Origin of the sequence: Pseudomonas sp. 382 (genome assembly GCF_002759075.1) — a bacterium.
GTDB lineage: Bacteria > Pseudomonadota > Gammaproteobacteria > Pseudomonadales > Pseudomonadaceae > Aquipseudomonas > Aquipseudomonas vlassakiae.
In genome coordinates, this window is the sequence record NZ_PEMX01000058.1 from 1 (window position 1) to 16,089 (window position 16,089).

Annotated in this window: 19 protein-coding genes and 2 pseudogenes; 13 read left to right on the forward strand and 8 right to left on the reverse strand. The window is 60.5% G+C overall.

The window, feature by feature from the left end; genetic code table 11:
* The first annotated feature begins 251 nt into the window (after positions 1 to 251).
* The 3 genes from CQW31_RS29550 (at position 252) to CQW31_RS29560 (ending at position 2,648) form a co-directional block, all read left to right on the forward strand.
* Positions 252 to 926, forward strand: coding sequence for a heavy metal response regulator transcription factor (locus tag CQW31_RS29550; protein WP_003288515.1), 675 nt, complete (start codon positions 252 to 254; stop codon positions 924 to 926).
* A complete protein-coding gene (locus CQW31_RS29555) occupies positions 923 to 2,317 on the forward strand; it encodes a heavy metal sensor histidine kinase (RefSeq protein WP_099816050.1) in 1,395 nt (464 codons plus the stop codon). The genes CQW31_RS29550 and CQW31_RS29555 overlap by 4 nt, the downstream gene beginning before the upstream one ends.
* A 124-nt stretch (positions 2,318 to 2,441) precedes the next feature.
* Positions 2,442 to 2,648 carry a hypothetical protein gene (locus CQW31_RS29560; protein WP_003089081.1) on the forward strand — a complete coding sequence of 69 codons (207 nt, stop codon included), beginning with the start codon at positions 2,442 to 2,444 and terminating at the stop codon, positions 2,646 to 2,648.
* A gap of 98 nt (positions 2,649 to 2,746) precedes the next feature.
* Here the strand turns inward: CQW31_RS29560 and chrA are convergent, their stop codons facing one another.
* Both chrA and CQW31_RS29570 read right to left on the reverse strand, forming a co-directional pair.
* Complete coding sequence (gene chrA, locus CQW31_RS29565) at positions 2,747 to 4,114, reverse strand: chromate efflux transporter (RefSeq protein ID WP_016713063.1); 1,368 nt, start codon at positions 4,112 to 4,114, stop codon at positions 2,747 to 2,749.
* A complete protein-coding gene (locus tag CQW31_RS29570; RefSeq protein WP_023095846.1) occupies positions 4,107 to 5,048 on the reverse strand; it encodes a chromate resistance protein ChrB domain-containing protein in 942 nt (313 codons plus the stop codon). Before CQW31_RS29570 ends, chrA begins: the two co-directional genes overlap by 8 nt.
* A 158-nt stretch (positions 5,049 to 5,206) precedes the next feature.
* Here CQW31_RS29570 and CQW31_RS29575 point away from each other — a divergent pair, with 158 nt between their 5' ends.
* Positions 5,207 to 6,511 carry an MFS transporter gene (locus tag CQW31_RS29575; protein WP_003089087.1) on the forward strand — a complete coding sequence of 435 codons (1,305 nt, stop codon included), beginning with the start codon at positions 5,207 to 5,209 and terminating at the stop codon, positions 6,509 to 6,511.
* Between the two features lie 80 nt (positions 6,512 to 6,591).
* Here CQW31_RS29575 and CQW31_RS31930 read toward each other — a convergent pair whose 3' ends face one another.
* The 3 genes from CQW31_RS31930 to CQW31_RS29585 form a co-directional block, all read right to left on the reverse strand.
* Positions 6,592 to 6,714 carry a hypothetical protein gene (locus CQW31_RS31930; protein ID WP_016713062.1) on the reverse strand — a complete coding sequence of 41 codons (123 nt, stop codon included), beginning with the start codon at positions 6,712 to 6,714 and terminating at the stop codon, positions 6,592 to 6,594.
* 61 nt (positions 6,715 to 6,775) lie between these two features.
* Positions 6,776 to 7,456: a hypothetical protein gene (locus tag CQW31_RS29580; protein WP_003089089.1), complete on the reverse strand. Its 681-nt coding sequence runs from the start codon at positions 7,454 to 7,456 to the stop codon at positions 6,776 to 6,778.
* Between the two features lie 12 nt (positions 7,457 to 7,468).
* Positions 7,469 to 8,206, reverse strand: coding sequence for a HupE/UreJ family protein (locus CQW31_RS29585; protein WP_003089091.1), 738 nt, complete (start codon positions 8,204 to 8,206; stop codon positions 7,469 to 7,471).
* 511 nt (positions 8,207 to 8,717) lie between these two features.
* On the opposite strand from CQW31_RS29585, the gene CQW31_RS29595 reads away from it, so the two are divergent.
* The 7 genes and pseudogenes from CQW31_RS29595 (at position 8,718) to CQW31_RS29625 (ending at position 14,528) form a co-directional block, all read left to right on the forward strand.
* On the forward strand, positions 8,718 to 9,023 hold the full coding sequence (locus CQW31_RS29595) for a metal-sensing transcriptional repressor (protein WP_003089094.1): 306 nt from the start codon (positions 8,718 to 8,720) through the stop codon (positions 9,021 to 9,023).
* Between the two features lie 20 nt (positions 9,024 to 9,043).
* Entirely contained in the window at positions 9,044 to 9,484 is a 441-nt protein-coding gene (locus CQW31_RS29600; protein WP_003089095.1) for a YqaA family protein, read from the forward strand.
* Positions 9,481 to 9,717, forward strand: a pseudogene (locus CQW31_RS29605) (TraX family protein); the annotation flags it as partial. The gene CQW31_RS29600 and the pseudogene CQW31_RS29605, both read left to right, overlap by 4 nt.
* A 687-nt stretch (positions 9,718 to 10,404) precedes the next feature.
* The gene (locus CQW31_RS29610) at positions 10,405 to 10,851 is read left to right on the forward strand and encodes a hypothetical protein (RefSeq protein WP_003288519.1); all 447 of its coding nucleotides are present in this window, start codon (positions 10,405 to 10,407) and stop codon (positions 10,849 to 10,851) included.
* Positions 10,852 to 10,881: 30 nt separating this feature from the next.
* Positions 10,882 to 11,121 carry a ribbon-helix-helix domain-containing protein gene (locus CQW31_RS29615; protein WP_003089107.1) on the forward strand — a complete coding sequence of 80 codons (240 nt, stop codon included), beginning with the start codon at positions 10,882 to 10,884 and terminating at the stop codon, positions 11,119 to 11,121.
* Positions 11,121 to 11,531 carry a putative toxin-antitoxin system toxin component, PIN family gene (locus tag CQW31_RS29620; protein ID WP_003150546.1) on the forward strand — a complete coding sequence of 137 codons (411 nt, stop codon included), beginning with the start codon at positions 11,121 to 11,123 and terminating at the stop codon, positions 11,529 to 11,531. The genes CQW31_RS29615 and CQW31_RS29620 overlap by 1 nt, the downstream gene beginning before the upstream one ends.
* Positions 11,532 to 11,534: 3 nt before the next feature.
* Positions 11,535 to 14,528: a Tn3 family transposase gene (locus tag CQW31_RS29625; RefSeq protein ID WP_003089110.1), complete on the forward strand. Its 2,994-nt coding sequence runs from the start codon at positions 11,535 to 11,537 to the stop codon at positions 14,526 to 14,528.
* A 12-nt stretch (positions 14,529 to 14,540) separates the two neighbouring features.
* On the opposite strand, the gene CQW31_RS29630 is transcribed toward CQW31_RS29625, so the two are convergent.
* Genes CQW31_RS29630 through CQW31_RS29640 form a run of 3 tightly spaced genes read right to left on the reverse strand, consistent with a single transcriptional unit; the run spans position 14,541 to position 15,399 of the window.
* Positions 14,541 to 14,753, reverse strand: coding sequence for a GDCCVxC domain-containing (seleno)protein (locus CQW31_RS29630; protein WP_003089113.1), 213 nt, complete (start codon positions 14,751 to 14,753; stop codon positions 14,541 to 14,543).
* 7 nt (positions 14,754 to 14,760) lie between these two features.
* Entirely contained in the window at positions 14,761 to 15,036 is a 276-nt protein-coding gene (merP, locus tag CQW31_RS29635) for a mercury resistance system periplasmic binding protein MerP (RefSeq protein ID WP_003150552.1), read from the reverse strand.
* A gap of 12 nt (positions 15,037 to 15,048) precedes the next feature.
* The gene (locus tag CQW31_RS29640) at positions 15,049 to 15,399 is read right to left on the reverse strand and encodes a mercuric transporter MerT family protein (RefSeq protein WP_003089115.1); all 351 of its coding nucleotides are present in this window, start codon (positions 15,397 to 15,399) and stop codon (positions 15,049 to 15,051) included.
* Positions 15,400 to 15,473: 74 nt separating this feature from the next.
* Here CQW31_RS29640 and merR point away from each other — a divergent pair, with 74 nt between their 5' ends.
* Both merR and CQW31_RS31060 read left to right on the forward strand, forming a co-directional pair.
* A complete protein-coding gene (gene merR / locus CQW31_RS29645) occupies positions 15,474 to 15,872 on the forward strand; it encodes an Hg(II)-responsive transcriptional regulator (RefSeq protein ID WP_003089120.1) in 399 nt (132 codons plus the stop codon).
* Positions 15,873 to 15,954: 82 nt separating this feature from the next.
* Positions 15,955 to 16,089: pseudogene (locus CQW31_RS31060) on the forward strand (Tn3 family transposase); the annotation flags it as partial.

The following is a 16,089-nucleotide window of genomic DNA, read 5'->3' on the forward strand; positions in this document are numbered from 1 at the left end:
TGCGCCCGTGAGTCCGGATAACCAAGGCTTTGCCTTGGTTATCCAATAATCAGCGACTGAAAAGCGGGCTTTTCGGCATCCCTAAGCCGCCCATTTCCGACTGATGAGCAACTTGTTCGGAGTTTCCTTAAGATTGATTCATCGATGATCACCATGCTGGTTCGGTGCATGAGGCAATGACACTTCAAGAAATAAATGAATATTTTTTTATTTGACACCCGAATACTTTTTTAATTTGAGATAAACAAATAATGCGTGTTCTAGTAGTGGAAGACGAAGCCAAAACTGCCGAATACCTTCAGCAAGGGCTTACCGAAAGTGGCTATATCGTTGACCGGGCAAGTAATGGTGTCGATGCGCTGCACCTGTTCCAGCACAACACCTACGGCCTGGTCATCCTGGATGTGAACCTGCCCAAGGTGGACGGCTGGGACGTGCTCGACACGATCCGCAAGACCAGTCGGGTTCGCATCATCATGCTGACCGGTCGTGGCCGCCTGCACGACAAGCTGAAGGGCCTGGACGGCGGCGCCGACGACTATCTAGTGAAGCCGTTCGAGTTTCCGGAACTGCTTGCCCGCATCCGCTCGCTGCAGCGGCGTGGCGACAAGGTGGTGGACCACCCGACCTTGCGGGTCGCAGACCTTGAGCTGGATCCGGGTCGCCACCGCGCGTTCCGGGGTGACCTGCGCGTCGAGCTGACTACCAAGGAATTCGCCCTGTTGCGCCTGCTCATGAGCCACCCAGGGGAAGCCCTGACCCGCTCGCAGATCATTTCCCTGGTCTGGGACATGAACTTCGACTGCGATACCAACGTGATCGACGTGGCGATCCGGCGCCTGCGCGCCAAGATCGACGATCCGTTCGAGAACAAACTTATCCACACCCTGCGCGGTGTGGGCTATGTGATCGAGGAGCGTTCATGAAGCGCTTCAGCCTGGCCGCCAGGTTGGGACTCAAAGTCGGCTTGATGAGCGTGATACTGCTGGTGCTGCTCTCTATCGTGGGCTACCTGATGCTCGGCCAGGCGCTGGAGCGCACGACGCAAAGCAGCCTGATCACCAAGATGGGTGGCATGGCCCATAACCTATCGACCGTCGCGGATCTGTCCGAGGTCACCGCAGACTCCCACCAGTTGGTCGACCTTGCGATGGGCCACAACAACCTGTTCGTCAGCATTTTCGATACGGCAAACAGCCGAATCCCCCTGCTGACCATCGGCTCGAAAAAGATAACCACCGAACTCACCAGCTTTCCTGCCAACGATCAAGTGGAGTTCTACGAGTGGAACAACGAACTGGGCATGCCCATGCTCAGCGTTTCCCAGCTCATGCGTCTGGCTGACGGTACCCAGGTCGGTGTGTACATGACCGTGGATGAATCCTCCGATGCCGAATTGCTCCGGGCGATGCTGAGCTGGGCCCTGATGGCGTCACCCTTCATCCTGGCGCTGATCATGGTCGTGGCCTGGTGGACGGTACGCCGGGGCTTGCTGCCGCTTACGCGCTTTCTGAAAGTCGCGTCGAAGATCTCCACCGACAACATGCAGCATCGGCTGCCTACCGACCGCTTGCCGATCGAACTGCTGGAGCTCGCGGACGGCATCAACTTTATGCTGCACCGCCTGGACGGTGGCGTGCAGCAGCTATCGCAGTTCTCGGACGACCTGTCCCACGAGTTGCGTGCTCCGCTCACTAACCTGATGGGCAAAGCACAGGTGGCCCTGTCACGACCACGCAGCTCGGAGGAGTACCGTGAGGTGCTGGAATCCTGCGCCGAGGAGCTGGATCGCATGAAAAGCATGGTGGCCGACATGCTTTTCCTGGCACATGTCAGCCAGCCTGCAGCCTTGGTGCAATTCGAGACGGTGGCACTGGTCGACGAGGTGCAGAGGGTCAGTGACTTGTTCAGCCTGAGTGCCGAAGAGAGCGGCGTTCGGCTCGATGTGTCAGGCAGTGTCGATGTGATCCAAGGCAATCGCCTGATGATTCAACGGGCAGTGTCCAATTTGCTCTCCAACGCCATTCGCTACTGCCCACAAGGGCAGGCTGTAGTGGTGAAGGTTCACCGTGAGCAGGAGCACATCAGGCTCAGCGTAGGCAATCCAGGCCAAGGTATTCCGGAAGAGCACCTGCCTCATCTGTTCGAACGCTTCTATCGGGTCGACAAAGGGCGTGCGCGCAGCGAGGGAGGCACAGGCCTCGGGCTTGCCATCGTGCGATCGATCATGAGCCTGCACCAAGGCGTGGCGAAGGTAGAAATAACGGGCTCGGGCTTTACCTGGTTCCACCTGAGTTTTCCGGTGAACCGTCTCTGAGCCCAAGGCGTCTTTCAACATTGTAATTCGCGCCTCACGTTGTCGTCAGAGACGCTTCTTTAAGCTTCAGGGGTATCGAAAATCTCACGATCCATTGAGATCCAAACCCCTGGAGTTTCTGAAAATGCGACTGACCCAAGCGCTTCTCATCGGTGTACTGGCTGTTGGTGTGACGACACCGGTATTTGCCGAAGATGGCTACGACCGCTCGATCGAATTCAACAAGAAATTCCGCGAGGACCAGAAACGCCTCTGGGGTGAAAAAGACACCGCAGACAAAGCCAAACCGGCAGAGACCAAAGAAAAGGAAAACGCTAAAAGCCCATCCTAGGCTCATGGATGTGCTGTTTCTCTACTTCCTCCTTCCCCCTCGATCTTGAGGCAGGCGCTTGACCGCCTGCCCCGGATCACCCTCAAGCGGCATCCTCCTCAACGCATCGACAGCTGGACAGCCAGCCCCGCCAGTGCACTCATCACCAGCACCTGGATCACACCGCGCTTGAAGTAGAACAGGGCAATAGCGGCGGCCGCGGCGATAAGTGCGGAGGCCCACTCGAATCCTCCCCCAAAGCCGTTGGGCCAGAGCACGTGGTAACCGAAGAACAACGCCAGATTCAGGATCACACCTACCACGGCGGCGGTGATCCCGGTCAGCGGCGCTGTGAACTTCAGTTCGTTGTGCGTCGACTCCACCAGCGGACCGCCGGCAAGGATGAACAGGAACGAGGGCAGGAAGGTGAACCAGGTGACCAGCACAGCCGCCACCGCGCCCGCCAGGAACGGATGGTCGGTGCCGAACATCGGGTGGATGTAGCTGCCAATGAAGCCGACGAAAGTCACCACCATGATCAACGGCCCCGGCGTTGTTTCCCCCAAGGCCAGGCCGTCGATCATCTGCGTGGGCGACAGCCAGCCGTAGTGACCGACCGCACCTTGGTAGACATAGGGCAACACCGCGTAGGCACCGCCGAAGGTGAGCAACGCAGCCTTGGTGAAGAACCACCCCATCTGGGTCAGAGTGCCTTGCCAGCCGAAGATGACGGTCAGCAACCCCATGGGGAGCATCCATAGCGCCGCACCGATCAGGATCAGCTTGAGCAGATAGCTCCAGCGGAAACGGGCATGCGCGGGTGGCGGTGTATCGTCATCGATCAGCGCAGGCCCGTAACTGGCCTTCCCGGAGCCATGCTTGCCAGCGGTCACGAACTTGTCCGGCAGCACTTTTCCGCCGATGTAGCCCAGCACGGCAGCGGCCAGAACGATCAGCGGGAACGGGACGTTCAGGGCAAAAATGGCGACGAAGGATGCTGCGGCGATCGCCCATAGCCAGCCATTCTTCAATGCCCGGGAACCGATGCGGTGCGACGCATGAACGACGATCGCGGTGACCGCCGGCTTGATGCCATAGAAGATCCCGGCAACCACCGGAACGTTGCCGAACTCGATATAGACCCACGACAGCCCGATCAGGATGAACAGCGACGGCAGCACGAACAGCCCGCCAGCAATCACCCCGCCCCAGGTCCGGTGCATCAACCAACCGATGTAGGTCGCGAGCTGCTGGGCCTCGGGCCCGGGCAGCAACATGCAGTAGTTCAGGGCATGCAGAAAGCGCTTCTCGCTGATCCAGCGGCGACGCTCCACCAACTCCTGGTGGAGGATGGAGATCTGTCCTGCCGGCCCGCCAAAGCTGATGAAGCCGATCTTCAGCCAGAACAGCAACGCTTCGAACAAGCCCACCGGGGTCGCTGGCTTGAGGGGGGCTTCGCCCGTGGCCAGCGTCGTCGTTTCAGCCATGACCGTTTTCCTCGTTGGCAAAGGCCGCCAGCAGCCCGTCGAAGATGCCGTTTGCCGCTGCCATCAGTTGGTTGTCATCGGTAATGCTCTCGCGCAGGCCCGCCAGGACACGCTCGATGCCGGACGCTTCCGCAGGCTGGCTGCCACCGACATCGAGGTAGTGAACCAGCGCGGCGATGCGTGAAAGGCCTGGAGCCTGCAGCACGAAGCTGTCGATCAGGGTTTCGAAGGTGACGCGGTGCCCGACATGGCTGAACGCGGCGCCATCGAAGTCAAAGCCCAGTGCATCGGCGGGGCAGTCGCTCGGGGATTCCAGCCAGAGGATTTCCGCGCCGCTGTCGATGAAGCGCTGGATGAGCCAGGCACAGGCCAGCCGGTCGACCCAGGGACGTCGACGGGTTGCCCAGCGACGCCCCTGGTAATGACTGTGGTCCAGCAGCGTGACGGGATGATCCTGAATGTGCGGTTCATCAGGTGAGAGGGCACGGCTGATTGCCGTCTCCAGCGCTTCCAGCGCGGTCTCCGTCTGCTGCTTCGCAACGCCGGGGAAGAAGTCGATCAGGGCCAACTGGGCGAAGCTCTTGCGCAGTTTTCTGACCTGGCGAGCGACCTGCAGGGCGTTCTCGGGAAGCAGTCCCTCCCTGCACGCGGCGACTTCGTCGCGCAGCTTGCTGTACTCCTCACTCCGGTCGAACAGGCCGGCGAAGCGAGTTTCTTCGTCCGGGAATGCCAGCAGAAACGCAGTGCCGCCGCTGACCGTCACATCGCGCTCCACGGACTCGAACGCCTCGCGGCCCGCGTCCTGCTCAGGCAACAGGTACACACCGTCGCGCAGCACGGCAGCGCCGCAAGCCTTCAACGCCCGCCAGGCACGCATACGTTCGGTCGCGTTGGCCGTGGGGAGTGCCAACACAAGAAGAAGCCAATTTTTCATGTAGAGAATCAAACATAAAATGTATGAATCTCTACTTTAGCTCTGTTCTCAGGAAAATGCACTGCCGGGATGAGGGTTCGATTCACTCACGTTGACCGTATCCCCCCAGGGGGGATACGCTAGAAACATGAATCACCCGCACTACCCGGAGGTAGCGCATGCTATCCGTTCTAAAAAATCGTACTTATCGACACCTCTTTCTGGCCCAGGTGATCGCCCTGGTGGGCACTGGTCTGGCGACGGTTGCCCTCGGGCTTCTGGCATTCGACCTGGCCGGCGCCCAGGCGGGAGCTGTATTGGGTACCGCGCTCGCCATCAAGATGGCGGCTTACATCGGCGTTGCACCGGTTGCCGCCGCGTTCGCCGAGCATCTGCCGCGCAAGGCGATGCTGGTCACCCTCGATCTGGTCAGGGCAGCGGTCGCGCTGATGCTGCCCTTCGTCACCGAGATCTGGCAGGTGTACGTGCTGATTTTCGTGCTGCAGTCGGCCTCTGCGGCGTTTACGCCAACCTTCCAGGCCACCATCCCTGACATCCTGCCGGATGAGCGCGAGTACACCCGGGCGCTTTCCCTTTCGCGCCTGGCCTATGACCTGGAAAGCGTGATCAGTCCGATGCTGGCCGCGCTGTTGCTTACGGTGGTCAGCTTCCACAGCCTGTTCGCGGGCACGGTGGTGGGCTTCCTGGTGTCCGCCGCGATGGTCGGTACCGTGGTGCTGCCCCTGGCGGCACGAGGACCCAAACGCAGCATCTATGAACGCACCACCAAGGGCATGCGGATTTTCCTGCGCACCCCGCGGCTGCGTGGCCTTCTTGCACTGAACCTGACGATCGCAGCCGCCAGCGCCATGGTCATCGTCAACACCGTGGTACTGGTGCAATCCAAGTTCGCGCTGCCCCAGAGCTCTACCGCCATGGCCTTGATGGCCTTCGGCGGTGGCTCGATGGTGGTCGCCCTGATGCTGCCCAAGCTGCTGGAACGACTGGACGATCGCAAGGCGATGCTGGCCGGCGGTGCCGTGCTGGTAGCCGGTTTGATCCTGGGTACCTTCGTCTCCAGTTACCCGGCGCTGATCCTGTTGTGGCTGGTGTTGGGTGCCGGCTACTCCCTGGCACAGACACCGTCCGGACGCATTCTGCGGCGCTCGTCCTCAGCCCAGGATCGACCTGCGCTGTTCGCCGCCCAGTTCGCCCTTTCACACGCCTGCTGGCTGATCACCTACCCGCTCGCGGGATGGTTGGGGGCAAGCGTCAGCCTGACGGCTTCGTTCATCGGACTGAGTCTGGTTGCCGCCGTAGCCTGGCTGGTGAGCAAGCGGATCTGGCGCCCGGAGTATGAGGAAGACGTGGTAGCGCACAATCACGATGACCTGCCGGAAGACCACCCGCACGTGGCCAACGGCAATGCGCATGCGCACTCGTTCGTCATCGATGACGATCACCGGAAATGGCCAAAGCCATAAAGCCCGCGTTGCACGGGTTCTATCGATGATCTTCGCGTAATCCAGAAAGAAACAGGGCCGCTTTAGCGGCCCTGTTTGCATCACTCGTGCGAGTGGCCGTGACCCGCATCGCCAGACTTCGATTCGGTATCAGTACCACCGCAGGCAGCCAACAGGCCGAGGAAGCTCAGCACAACGAGCGATTTGAGGATTTTGGTAGTCATCTTCAGCTATTCCAATTGAGATCAAAAAGTCGGGGCGAACAACAGGTTCGCCCCGGCGGGATTACTTCTTCACGTTCAGGTAGTCGCCAGTCGTGTTCAGCACGATGGTGACATCGGCGTTGGTGCGGTTACGCCAGAACCAGCCATGGGTGCCATCGAACAGCGCGGTCAGGTCGCCCTTGTCGCCTTTCACCTGACGCCCTTTGCTGTAGCTGTGGAAATCGCCTTGGGCGGCGTTGTAGATCTCACCGTGGGTGTCGTGGTTGACCGGGCCGGATGCGGTCCATTCATAGCTCACAGTGCTGCCCTTGAGCATTTCCAGCTTGATCTCCCGACCTTCGCCTGGCGTCAGGGTTACGGTGACCTGATCGGACTTGGCGTTGGCAGCAGGTTTGCTGGATACGGGAGCCGCGGGCTGAGGGGCTGCTGCCACTTGCTGTACGGGTGGCGCTACCGGTGCAGGTGCCGGTGCAGCAGCAACGACAGGAGCTGGGGCCGGAGCAGCTGCCGCTTTCGACGCAGCCTCGTCAGCCAAAGCCTCGGCAGCGAGGGTGATCTTGATCTCGCCCATTTGCGTCAGGCCCATGGCGCGGCCCAGGCCGGTCGGGTCGACCGCGTATTCCGAAGGCATCACCACGGTGACCAGCAGGCCCATGGCGACAGCCAGGGCAATGACGGTGGAACGAACGAGTTGGCGGCTGCTCGGCAATTCGCTTGCCGATGGGAGTGGAGAATTGAACATGATCAGGAGTCCTTAAGCGGTCAGAAACAGGCCGGAGATCTGGTAACCCATCAACAGGAAACCAGCACTCATCATTGCGACGTTGGCGGTATAGGCATGACGCCAGAAGCTTGGGGTCTGCCTCCAGAAGCCCATCAGGATCAGAATGGCGCTCAACGCCATCAGCTGACCGATCTCCACCCCTACGTTGAAGGCGATCAGGTTGGGGATCAGCCCATCGGGAGAGATCTCGTATTCCTGGATCTTGGTTGCCAGGCCGAAGCCGTGCAGCAGGCCGAAAATCAGCGTGGCGGCCTTGGTGTTCGGCTGATAGCCGAACCAGCGCTGGAAGGCGCCCAGGTTATCCAGGGCCTTGTACACCACCGAGAAACCGATGATTGCGTCGATGACGTACGAGCTGATGCTGACTTCCGTCAGCACGCCGATCAGCAGCGTCACCGAATGGCCGACCGCAAACAGCGTGACGTACAGGCCGACATCCTTCAGCCGGTAGAGGAAGAAGATGACGCCGAACAGGAACAGCAGATGGTCGTATCCCGTGACCATGTGCTTGGCGCCCATGTAGATGAAGGGGATCAGCATGACCCCGGTGCTTTCCTGGATGAAGCCCTTGTCACCCTCGGCCACGGCATGGGCCAGAGCTTCTGGCATGCCGATGAACAGCGAGGCGACGAGCAGGAACAGCAGATACAACAGGTGGCGTGAACGCATGGCGAACAGGCCCCCACCCTTTAGGGAGTGCGAATGCATGGATCAATCCTTTCTTGCAGTGATTGTTGGCCGCAGAGCGGCCTTGGTCAGGAAGCAAGCACAGGACGGGGTGGGCGTTCGATACGGAAGATGGGGGGCCAAGGCACGGAATCGCCCAGCATGGCCAGGTGTACCGAGGCTTCGAAATGACTGGAGAAGTGGATTGCAGCTGGTATCTGAGGCGTTTCGTGCTGGTGATCGGGCGTCAGGGGGGAGTGGTAGTGATCAGAGCACTGCGCACAACTCAGGGACGAGTCGTGGGAGTGATCATGAGTCAGGCTCTGGGCGCTCTTTGCCGTGATTTGCGAGAGGACGGAAAGTGAATAGGCATGACCGGTCCAGGCCAGCAGAAAGGCCATTGCCAAAGCCACGATCATGGTCGCTGAAAGAAAACGACGAGACATCCCAATGCTTATCCGGTTGAAACACGGTGTGAAATAGCGCGTTTGACCCAACCCCCCCAGGGGGATAGCATGCAGAGCGTAAAGTATCGCCGTCTGAGACTCAAGTCATGTCAGAACACGTTCACGACCAACCGCATGGTCACGCTCATACCCACCAGACTCACGACGCCATCATCAAACGCCTCAAGCGAGCGGACGGCCACCTGCGCAGCATCATCACCATGATCGATGAAGGACGTGAATGCGTGGACATCGCCCAGCAGCTCCATGCTGTTGAAAAGGCCGTGTGCCAGGCGAAGCGGACACTGATCCAGGACCACATCGACCATTGCCTGGAAGACTCGGTGACAGCCCTGAGCAAGGGCGACCGTTCGGCACTGGACGAATTCAAGCAAATCACCAAATACCTGTAGGCACGGTGCTCGGTTGTTGAATGTTTGAGTACGGCGGTTACCTCGGCCTGTTTCTGGCTGCATTCGGCGCGGCAACCCTGCTGCCCATGCAATCGGAGGCAGTGCTGGGCGGACTGCTGATATCCGAGCGTTTTTCCACAGCCATCCTGCTGGTGGTGGCCACCACAGGCAACGTACTCGGATCGGTTGTGAACTGGCTGCTGGGACGAGGTATCGAGGCTTATCGCGAAAAGCGCTGGTTTCCGGTAAAGCAAGCGGCCTTCGAAAAAGCCAAAGCCTCCTATGAACGTTACGGGTACTGGTCGCTGCTGCTCAGTTGGGTACCCATCATTGGAGACCCGCTAACCGTGATCGCCGGCGTGATGAAAGAGCCGCTCTGGCGGTTCGTCCTGATCGTCACGCTCGCCAAGGGCGGACGGTATCTGGTCCTTGCGATTCTCATCCTGGAGAACCTGAGTTGAGCGCGTACGAATCACCACCTTCGCGGGTTGAACGACACAACGGACAGGACCTCATCAAGTGGATCGCCCTGCTCACGATGGTGCTCGACCACATGCGTCTGGCATGGCCATCACTGGATAACCTGTTCATTCTGGGACGCCTCTCGTTCCCGCTGTTTTGCCTGGCGATCGCCGTGAATGTCTGTCGAACGGAAGTTGGCGCGTTGTTCACTCGCAGCAATGGCCGCTACCTAAGGAAGGTCTGAAGTAACCCTGTATTTCCGGTCGACTTCAGCCCTTGCTGCTTTTGAAAGCGGGCCGTCGATCAAAATCGACCAGGTAACCCGCTCAGTTCTCCGTTTTTGGCCGCCGCGAGCACCTCGCAGCAGCCATTTTCCGCATTAGGGGGCATGCCGAGATAAGGCAAAAATTAGGACATTCGTTCTGTAACCTGCTGTATCTAAAGGATTAACTTTGAGAGGCGCTGCTCAGTAGTGGCGGCTAAATATTGATCAATTATCTATGCCGAGATAATTGCAGATAATTCCCGCCGTCCGTACCCAGCGCGAGTTCATAAGATTGGAGAAATGCCGAGTTAGAGGGCCTGCGAACAGCTTTGGTCGAGGCTTTGCGCTTCGACGCATAACGGCTGCTTAGTACTGGGGGCTCTCCCAGAAGCGACAAAGGCGGCCTCAACGAGACCGCCTCAAACCAAGTTTCATCACCGGTACACGCACCCGGGAGAGGAAGCTCTTGGGCAGGTTTCAATAATAACACCGATCAAAGCGTCACTGCCAAAGCCCTCTCGCACTGCCGAGTAGCCTTCAGATAGTGTTCATTCGCTCTCTCTCGAAGCTACGGTGCGGATGGTTCGAGACCATCATGCGCAAACTCGGGGCCAAGATGACATTATCAAATGGCCAATTATCCTGGAGGCAGTTATGGAAAGGCTCCGCGAAAAACTGGATTTGCCGAGAGGCCACTACTATCTGCACGTCGCCGTACTGGCGGGCCTGCCGGTGTCGTTGATCTCCGATTTGGCAAGCGAGTTGGAGCGATCGCCAGCGCAGATCGCGCAGTGGATCACTGCGTCCCCCGGCAGTGCCGTGATGTCTATACAGGCTGGTGAGGTGTTCTGTCGTCTTATCGAGATCCTCGATGCGCTATTGGAGCTGTACGATGGGGATCTAGGAGGTGCGCTCCACTGGCTAACGGCACCGAATGTCGTGCTGTCCAATGAGAGGCCGGTCGAGGGGGTTTGGGGAGCAACGGAACAGAAAGTGCACTTAAGCCCAGCGCCTGCCCGCAAACCCTTGTGGCGTCTGGTTAGTTCGGGAAAACCATCGTTTTGTCGAACCATTGCATCGCCCTTTGTGATTGGCGTATAAACACACAAACACCTATTAGCGGAGAACGCTATGAATACCATTCGCTGGAATGTCGCCGTCTCGGCCGACACCGACCAGTCGCTTCGGATGTTTCTGGCCAGCCAGGGCGGCGGCCGTAAGGGCGACCTGTCGCGCTTCATCGAAGAAGCGGTACGGGCACACATCCTGGAGCTGAGCGCTGAGCAGGCCAAGGCCGCTAACGCCCATCTGAGTGAGGCAGAATTGACCAACGCGGTTGACGAAGCGCTCGACTGGGCACGTAAGCGCTGATGCGGGTCGTGTTGGATACCAACATCCTGTTCAGCGCCCTGATCTCGCCACATGGCGCGCCCGATGCGATCTACCGTGCCTGGCGGGCGGCGCGTTTCGAGGTGGTGACCTCGCGGATGCAACTCGATGAAATTCGTCGAGCCAGCCGCTATCCCAAGCTTCAGGCCATCCTACAGCCCGCCAAGGTGGGCGCCATGATCAATAACCTGCAACGGGCTGTGGTACTGGAGCGCCTGACCATCGAGGTCGAAGCCGATGATCCGGATGACTCGTTTTTGCTGGCCATGGCCTTGGCGGGCGATGCGGACTACCTGGTAACCGGTGATCGCCGCGCCGGCCTGCTGCAACGCGGGCACATCGAACGCACGCGGATCGTCACGCCCGCCGTGTTCTGCGTCGAGGTGCTGTGATCAATGCCGGTCGGTTTTCTGACTCAAGAGCAACGCGACGGTTTTGGCCGCTATGTTGATTCGCCCAGCCGTGAAGAGCTGGAACGTTACTTCCACCTGAGCGATGAAGACCGTGAAGCCATCCAGGTGCTGCGGGGTAGCCATAACCGTCTGGGTTATGCCGTTCTGCTGACCACCGTCCGCTTCGTTGGCGTTCTGCCGGACAAGCCCGCCGCCGTGCCGGTGGAAGTCCTGCAGGTGCTTTGCCGACAACTGGCGATTCCAGACCCCGACTGCCTCCAGCGCTATAGCGATCATCGCCGCTGGATACATGCCACCGATATTCAGAACCGCTTTGGCTATCGTCATTTCACCGATCCGGGCATCGGCTTTCGCTTGAGCCGCTGGCTGTATGCCCTCTGCTGGACGGGCACCGACCGGCCGGGAGTGCTGTTTGAGCGAGCCACCTCGTGGCTGTTCACACAGAAAGTCCTCCTGCCTGGTGTGTCTCAACTAGAGCGCTTTATCGCCCAGTTGCGCAGTCGGGTCGAAGAACGCCTCTGGTTTACGCTGGGCCGCAGCGTGACTGAGGAACAGCGATTGCAACTGCAAGACTTGCTGACGGTGGCCGAAGGCAACCGCAGCTCCCGGCTGGATCAATTGCGCTCCGGCCCGGTCATGGTCAGTGGCCCCGCGTTGATTCGGGCACTGCGCCGGCTCGATGACGTGCGCGGCATCGGCATCACCTTGCCGGCGGCGGCGCACATCCCTCCCAGCCGTATCGCCGCCCTGGCCCGCTTCGCCAACACGGCCAAGGTCACCGCGATTAATCGGCTGCCGGCGTCGCGGCGGATGGCGACACTGGTGGCCTTCGCACTCTGCCTGGAGGCGACTGCGCACGACGACGCACTGGAAGTCCTGGAGGCCTTGCTGCGCGACCTGTTCAGCAACGCGGAGAAGGCCGACAAGAAAGCCCGCATGCGCAGCCTGAAAGACCTGGATCGGTCGGCCGCGACGCTCGCCGCCGCGTGCAAGGTCGTGCTGGACAGCTCGATCAGCGATGACAACGTGCGCGCCCGGCTGTTCAACGACCTGCCGAGGACCACCCTGGAAAAGGCCCTGGAAGAGGTCAACGCGCTGATCCGCCCGGTAGATGACGTCTATTTTCTTGCATTGGAAGCGCGCTACCGCAGCGTGCGCCGCTTCCTGCCCGACCTGCTCAAGCACATCCGCTTCGGCTTCAGCCCGGCCGGCAAGGGCGTGGCGGCTAGTCTGGAGTGGCTGCAACTGAACCTGCCGCGCCGGAAGCCAGAGGATGACGCGCCGCAGGAGATCGTGGCCAAGGCTTGGCAGAAGCACATCACCCGCGAAGATGGCTCCCTCGACATGGGTGCCTATGTGTTCTGCACGCTCGATGCGCTGCGCACGGCCCTGCGCCGCCGCGATGTCTTCGTCTCGCCCAGTTGGCGCTATGCCGACCCGCGCCTTGGCCTGCTCGACGGTGCCGAATGGCTGGCGGCGCGACCGATCATCTGCCGGTCACTGGGCCTGACCATCGACGCCAAAACCACCCTGGACGCCTTGTCCGTCGAGCTGGATGCAACCTGGCTGGCAGTAGCCGCGCGCCTGCCCGACAACCCGGCGATTCAACTGAGCGAGAACACCGAGGGCAAGACCGAACTGTCGCTCGGGGCGCTGGACAAGCTGGACGAGCCCTGCTCGTTGCTGCAACTGCGGGCGGCCGTGTCTGACCTGATGCCGCGTGTCGATCTGCCGGAAATCCTCTTGGAAATCGCCGCCCGCACTGGCTTTTCCGAGGCCTTCACCCATGTCTCCGAACGCAATGCACGCGCCGACAACCTGGTCACCAGCCTCTGCGCGGTGCTGTTGGGCGGGGCCTGCAACACCGGCCTGGAGCCCTTGATCCGCACCGACAACCCGGCGCTGCGCCGTGACCGGCTGTCCTGGGTCAGCCAGAATTATATCCGCGACGACACCCTGTCAGCGGCTAACGCCATCCTGGTCGGAGCGCAAAGCCAACTGGAACTGGCCCAAGTCTGGGGTGGCGGCGAGGTCGCCTCCGCCGATGGCATGCGCTTCGTCGTACCGGTGCGCACCGTGCATGCCGGCCCCAATCCGAAGTATTTCGGCACCGGCCGGGGTGTCACCTGGTACAACCTGATTTCCGACCAATTCTCCGGCCTCAACGCCATCACCGTGCCCGGCACGCTGCGCGACAGCCTGGTGTTGCTGGCGGTCGTGCTGGAACAGCAGACCGAGTTGCAGCCGACGCAAATCATGACCGACACCGGGGCCTACAGCGATGTGGTGTTCGGGCTCTTCCGCCTACTTGGCTACCACTTCAGTCCGCGGCTGGCCGATGTCGGCGGTACCCGCTTCTGGCGCACGCGCCCGGACGCGGACTACGGCAAGCTCAACGGGCTGGCCCGCCAGTCGGTCAAACTCGACCTGATCGCCGAGCACTGGGACGACCTGCTGCGCCTGGCCGGCTCGCTCAAACTCGGCCGGGTGCCGGCGACTGGCATCATGCGCACGCTGCAAACGGGAGATAGACCCACCCGGCTGGCCCAGGCGCTGGCCGAATTCGGGCGGATCGAAAAGACTCTGCACACGTTGACCTATATCGACGACGAGTCCAAGCGCCGCGCCACCCTGACCCAGTTGAACCGAGGCGAAGGCCGGCACAGCCTGGCCCGCGCCGTGTTCCACGGCAAACGCGGCGAGCTCCGCCAGCGCTACCGCGAAGGCCAGGAAGACCAGCTCGGTGCTCTGGGCCTGGTGGTGAACATCATCGTGCTGTGGAACACCCTCTACATGACGGCGGCCGTGGAACGGCTCAAGCAGCACGGCTATCCAGTGCTGGAAGAGGATTTGGCCCGGCTATCGCCGCTGATCTACGAGCACATCAACATGCTCGGGCGGTATTCCTTTGCGGTACCGGAAGAAGTTGCGCGCGGCGAGCTGCGGCCACTGCGTAATCCAGACGACGACCTGTGATCCCCCTAAACGCTATGAGCAACACCCAAGCTGCTGCTGGATCGGCGGGCACTTCACCGAGCCGAACGAACAGAAAACGCAGCAATCCCCTGGGTTGGGGCGCAGCAGCGCCTTGCAGTTGCTGCACTCGTAATAGAACTGGCAGGCGTCCGTGGGCATGGTTTCCGGCTTGGCGAAGCCGCAGCGCGGGCAAGTCAGCACGGACTCAAGGACAATGGCGCTCATCGTGACCTCACTTCTGCACTGTGGAGGGGTATCCCGCGTTCGCGGTCGCCTCAGTCAGTGCCTCGGGCTGGGCCTTATCGGGATCGTAGGTGACGGTCGCCGTCTTCTGGTCGAAATTGACCTGGACGTCACTCACGCCGGACACCTTCTCCAGCGACTTCTTGACCGTGATCGGACAGAGTCCGCACGTCATGTTCTGCACGTCGAGCGTGACGGTTTTCGGGGGAGCCGCCAGCGCCACGAAGGGCAAGGCGAAAAGCACGGCGATCAGCAGTTTGCGCATGGTTAATCTCCTTCAGTAGAACAGCGGGGCGAGCCACGGCACGGCCAATAGGCCGAGCAGCAGCACGCTGACGATCCAGAACACGAGTCGCTGTCGCACGAGCGTGCGCGGATCGGCGCAGGGTGTACCTGGCGTACAAACCTGTGGCACCAGGTAGAGCTTGCGGAATGCCAATCCCAGGAACAGTAGAGTCAACCCGATGAAGAGGGGGCGTAGTGGCTCCATCATGGTCAGAGCGCCCACCCACGTACCGCCGACACCGAGTGCCAACAGCACCAGTGGCCCGACACAGCACACCGACGCACCGATGGCGGTCAGCGAACTCGCGACCAGCGAGCCTTTCCCGGTGAGTTGCATCCCCATTCCCATCTCCTGAGCCTGATTGCCTAGGTGCTATTCTAAACTCCGTACCAAAGTACGGAATCAAGGAGAAAGTGATGGCCACAGAGCTGACCATTGGCAAGCTGGCAGACGCCGCCGGGGTGAACGTCGAGACGATCCGCTACTACCAGCGACGCGGGCTGCTGGATGAACCAGCCAAACCCTTGGGTGGCCATCGGCGCTATCCGGTGGACATGGTGAAGCGACTGCGTTTCATCAAGCGGGCTCAGGCGCTGGGTTTCACGCTCTCGGAAGTCGGTGGACTGCTGACGCTGGATGAGTCGTGCGCCTGTGCCGAAACGCGAGCACGGGCTGCACGCAAGCTCGCGTTGATCGAGCAGAAGATGGCCGACTTGGTCGTCATGCAGCAACTGTTAGGCGAACTGGTGCAGCAATGTGATGCGGGAGACGGCGGAACGATCTGCCCGATCATCGAGGCACTGATCAGAGAGTAATGCCTGGCGGGTGAGCTGGAGATCGGAAAGCCCCTTTACGGTGGGATTCAGAGCTTACGTTGGTTTTTGGTTCCATTTCTCCCCAAACCCCAAGATCACCGAACTGCTGCTGGAGGTGGACGAATGGACGGGCTTCACTCGGCATTTCGCGCATCTGAAATCGGGCGACCCGGCCAAAGACAAGAACCTGTTGCTGACCACGATCCTCGCCGACGCG

Excerpts from the sequence above, each read along its gene's own strand:
- CQW31_RS31930 (WP_016713062.1), bottom strand. The coding sequence starts at position 6,714 with ATGACTACCAAAATCCTCAAATCGCTCGTTGTGCTGAGCTTCCTCGGC.
- CQW31_RS29585 (WP_003089091.1), bottom strand. The coding sequence starts at position 8,206 with ATGCATTCGCACTCCCTAAAGGGTGGGGGCCTGTTCGCCATGCGTTCA.
- CQW31_RS29555 (WP_099816050.1), top strand. The coding sequence starts at position 923 with ATGAAGCGCTTCAGCCTGGCCGCCAGGTTGGGACTCAAAGTCGGCTTG.
- CQW31_RS29560 (WP_003089081.1), top strand. The coding sequence starts at position 2,442 with ATGCGACTGACCCAAGCGCTTCTCATCGGTGTACTGGCTGTTGGTGTG.
- CQW31_RS29630 (WP_003089113.1), bottom strand. The coding sequence starts at position 14,753 with ATGAGCGCCATTGTCCTTGAGTCCGTGCTGACTTGCCCGCGCTGCGGC.
- CQW31_RS29615 (WP_003089107.1), top strand. The coding sequence starts at position 10,882 with ATGAATACCATTCGCTGGAATGTCGCCGTCTCGGCCGACACCGACCAG.
- chrA (WP_016713063.1), bottom strand. The coding sequence starts at position 4,114 with ATGGCTGAAACGACGACGCTGGCCACGGGCGAAGCCCCCCTCAAGCCA.
- CQW31_RS29625 (WP_003089110.1), top strand. The coding sequence starts at position 11,535 with ATGCCGGTCGGTTTTCTGACTCAAGAGCAACGCGACGGTTTTGGCCGC.
- merR (WP_003089120.1), top strand. The coding sequence starts at position 15,474 with ATGGCCACAGAGCTGACCATTGGCAAGCTGGCAGACGCCGCCGGGGTG.
- CQW31_RS29570 (WP_023095846.1), bottom strand. The coding sequence starts at position 5,048 with ATGAAAAATTGGCTTCTTCTTGTGTTGGCACTCCCCACGGCCAACGCG.
- CQW31_RS29595 (WP_003089094.1), top strand. The coding sequence starts at position 8,718 with ATGTCAGAACACGTTCACGACCAACCGCATGGTCACGCTCATACCCAC.
- CQW31_RS29580 (WP_003089089.1), bottom strand. The coding sequence starts at position 7,456 with ATGTTCAATTCTCCACTCCCATCGGCAAGCGAATTGCCGAGCAGCCGC.
- CQW31_RS29620 (WP_003150546.1), top strand. The coding sequence starts at position 11,121 with ATGCGGGTCGTGTTGGATACCAACATCCTGTTCAGCGCCCTGATCTCG.
- CQW31_RS29610 (WP_003288519.1), top strand. The coding sequence starts at position 10,405 with ATGGAAAGGCTCCGCGAAAAACTGGATTTGCCGAGAGGCCACTACTAT.
- CQW31_RS29575 (WP_003089087.1), top strand. The coding sequence starts at position 5,207 with ATGCTATCCGTTCTAAAAAATCGTACTTATCGACACCTCTTTCTGGCC.
- CQW31_RS29600 (WP_003089095.1), top strand. The coding sequence starts at position 9,044 with ATGTTTGAGTACGGCGGTTACCTCGGCCTGTTTCTGGCTGCATTCGGC.
- merP (WP_003150552.1), bottom strand. The coding sequence starts at position 15,036 with ATGCGCAAACTGCTGATCGCCGTGCTTTTCGCCTTGCCCTTCGTGGCG.
- CQW31_RS29550 (WP_003288515.1), top strand. The coding sequence starts at position 252 with ATGCGTGTTCTAGTAGTGGAAGACGAAGCCAAAACTGCCGAATACCTT.
- CQW31_RS29640 (WP_003089115.1), bottom strand. The coding sequence starts at position 15,399 with ATGGGGATGCAACTCACCGGGAAAGGCTCGCTGGTCGCGAGTTCGCTG.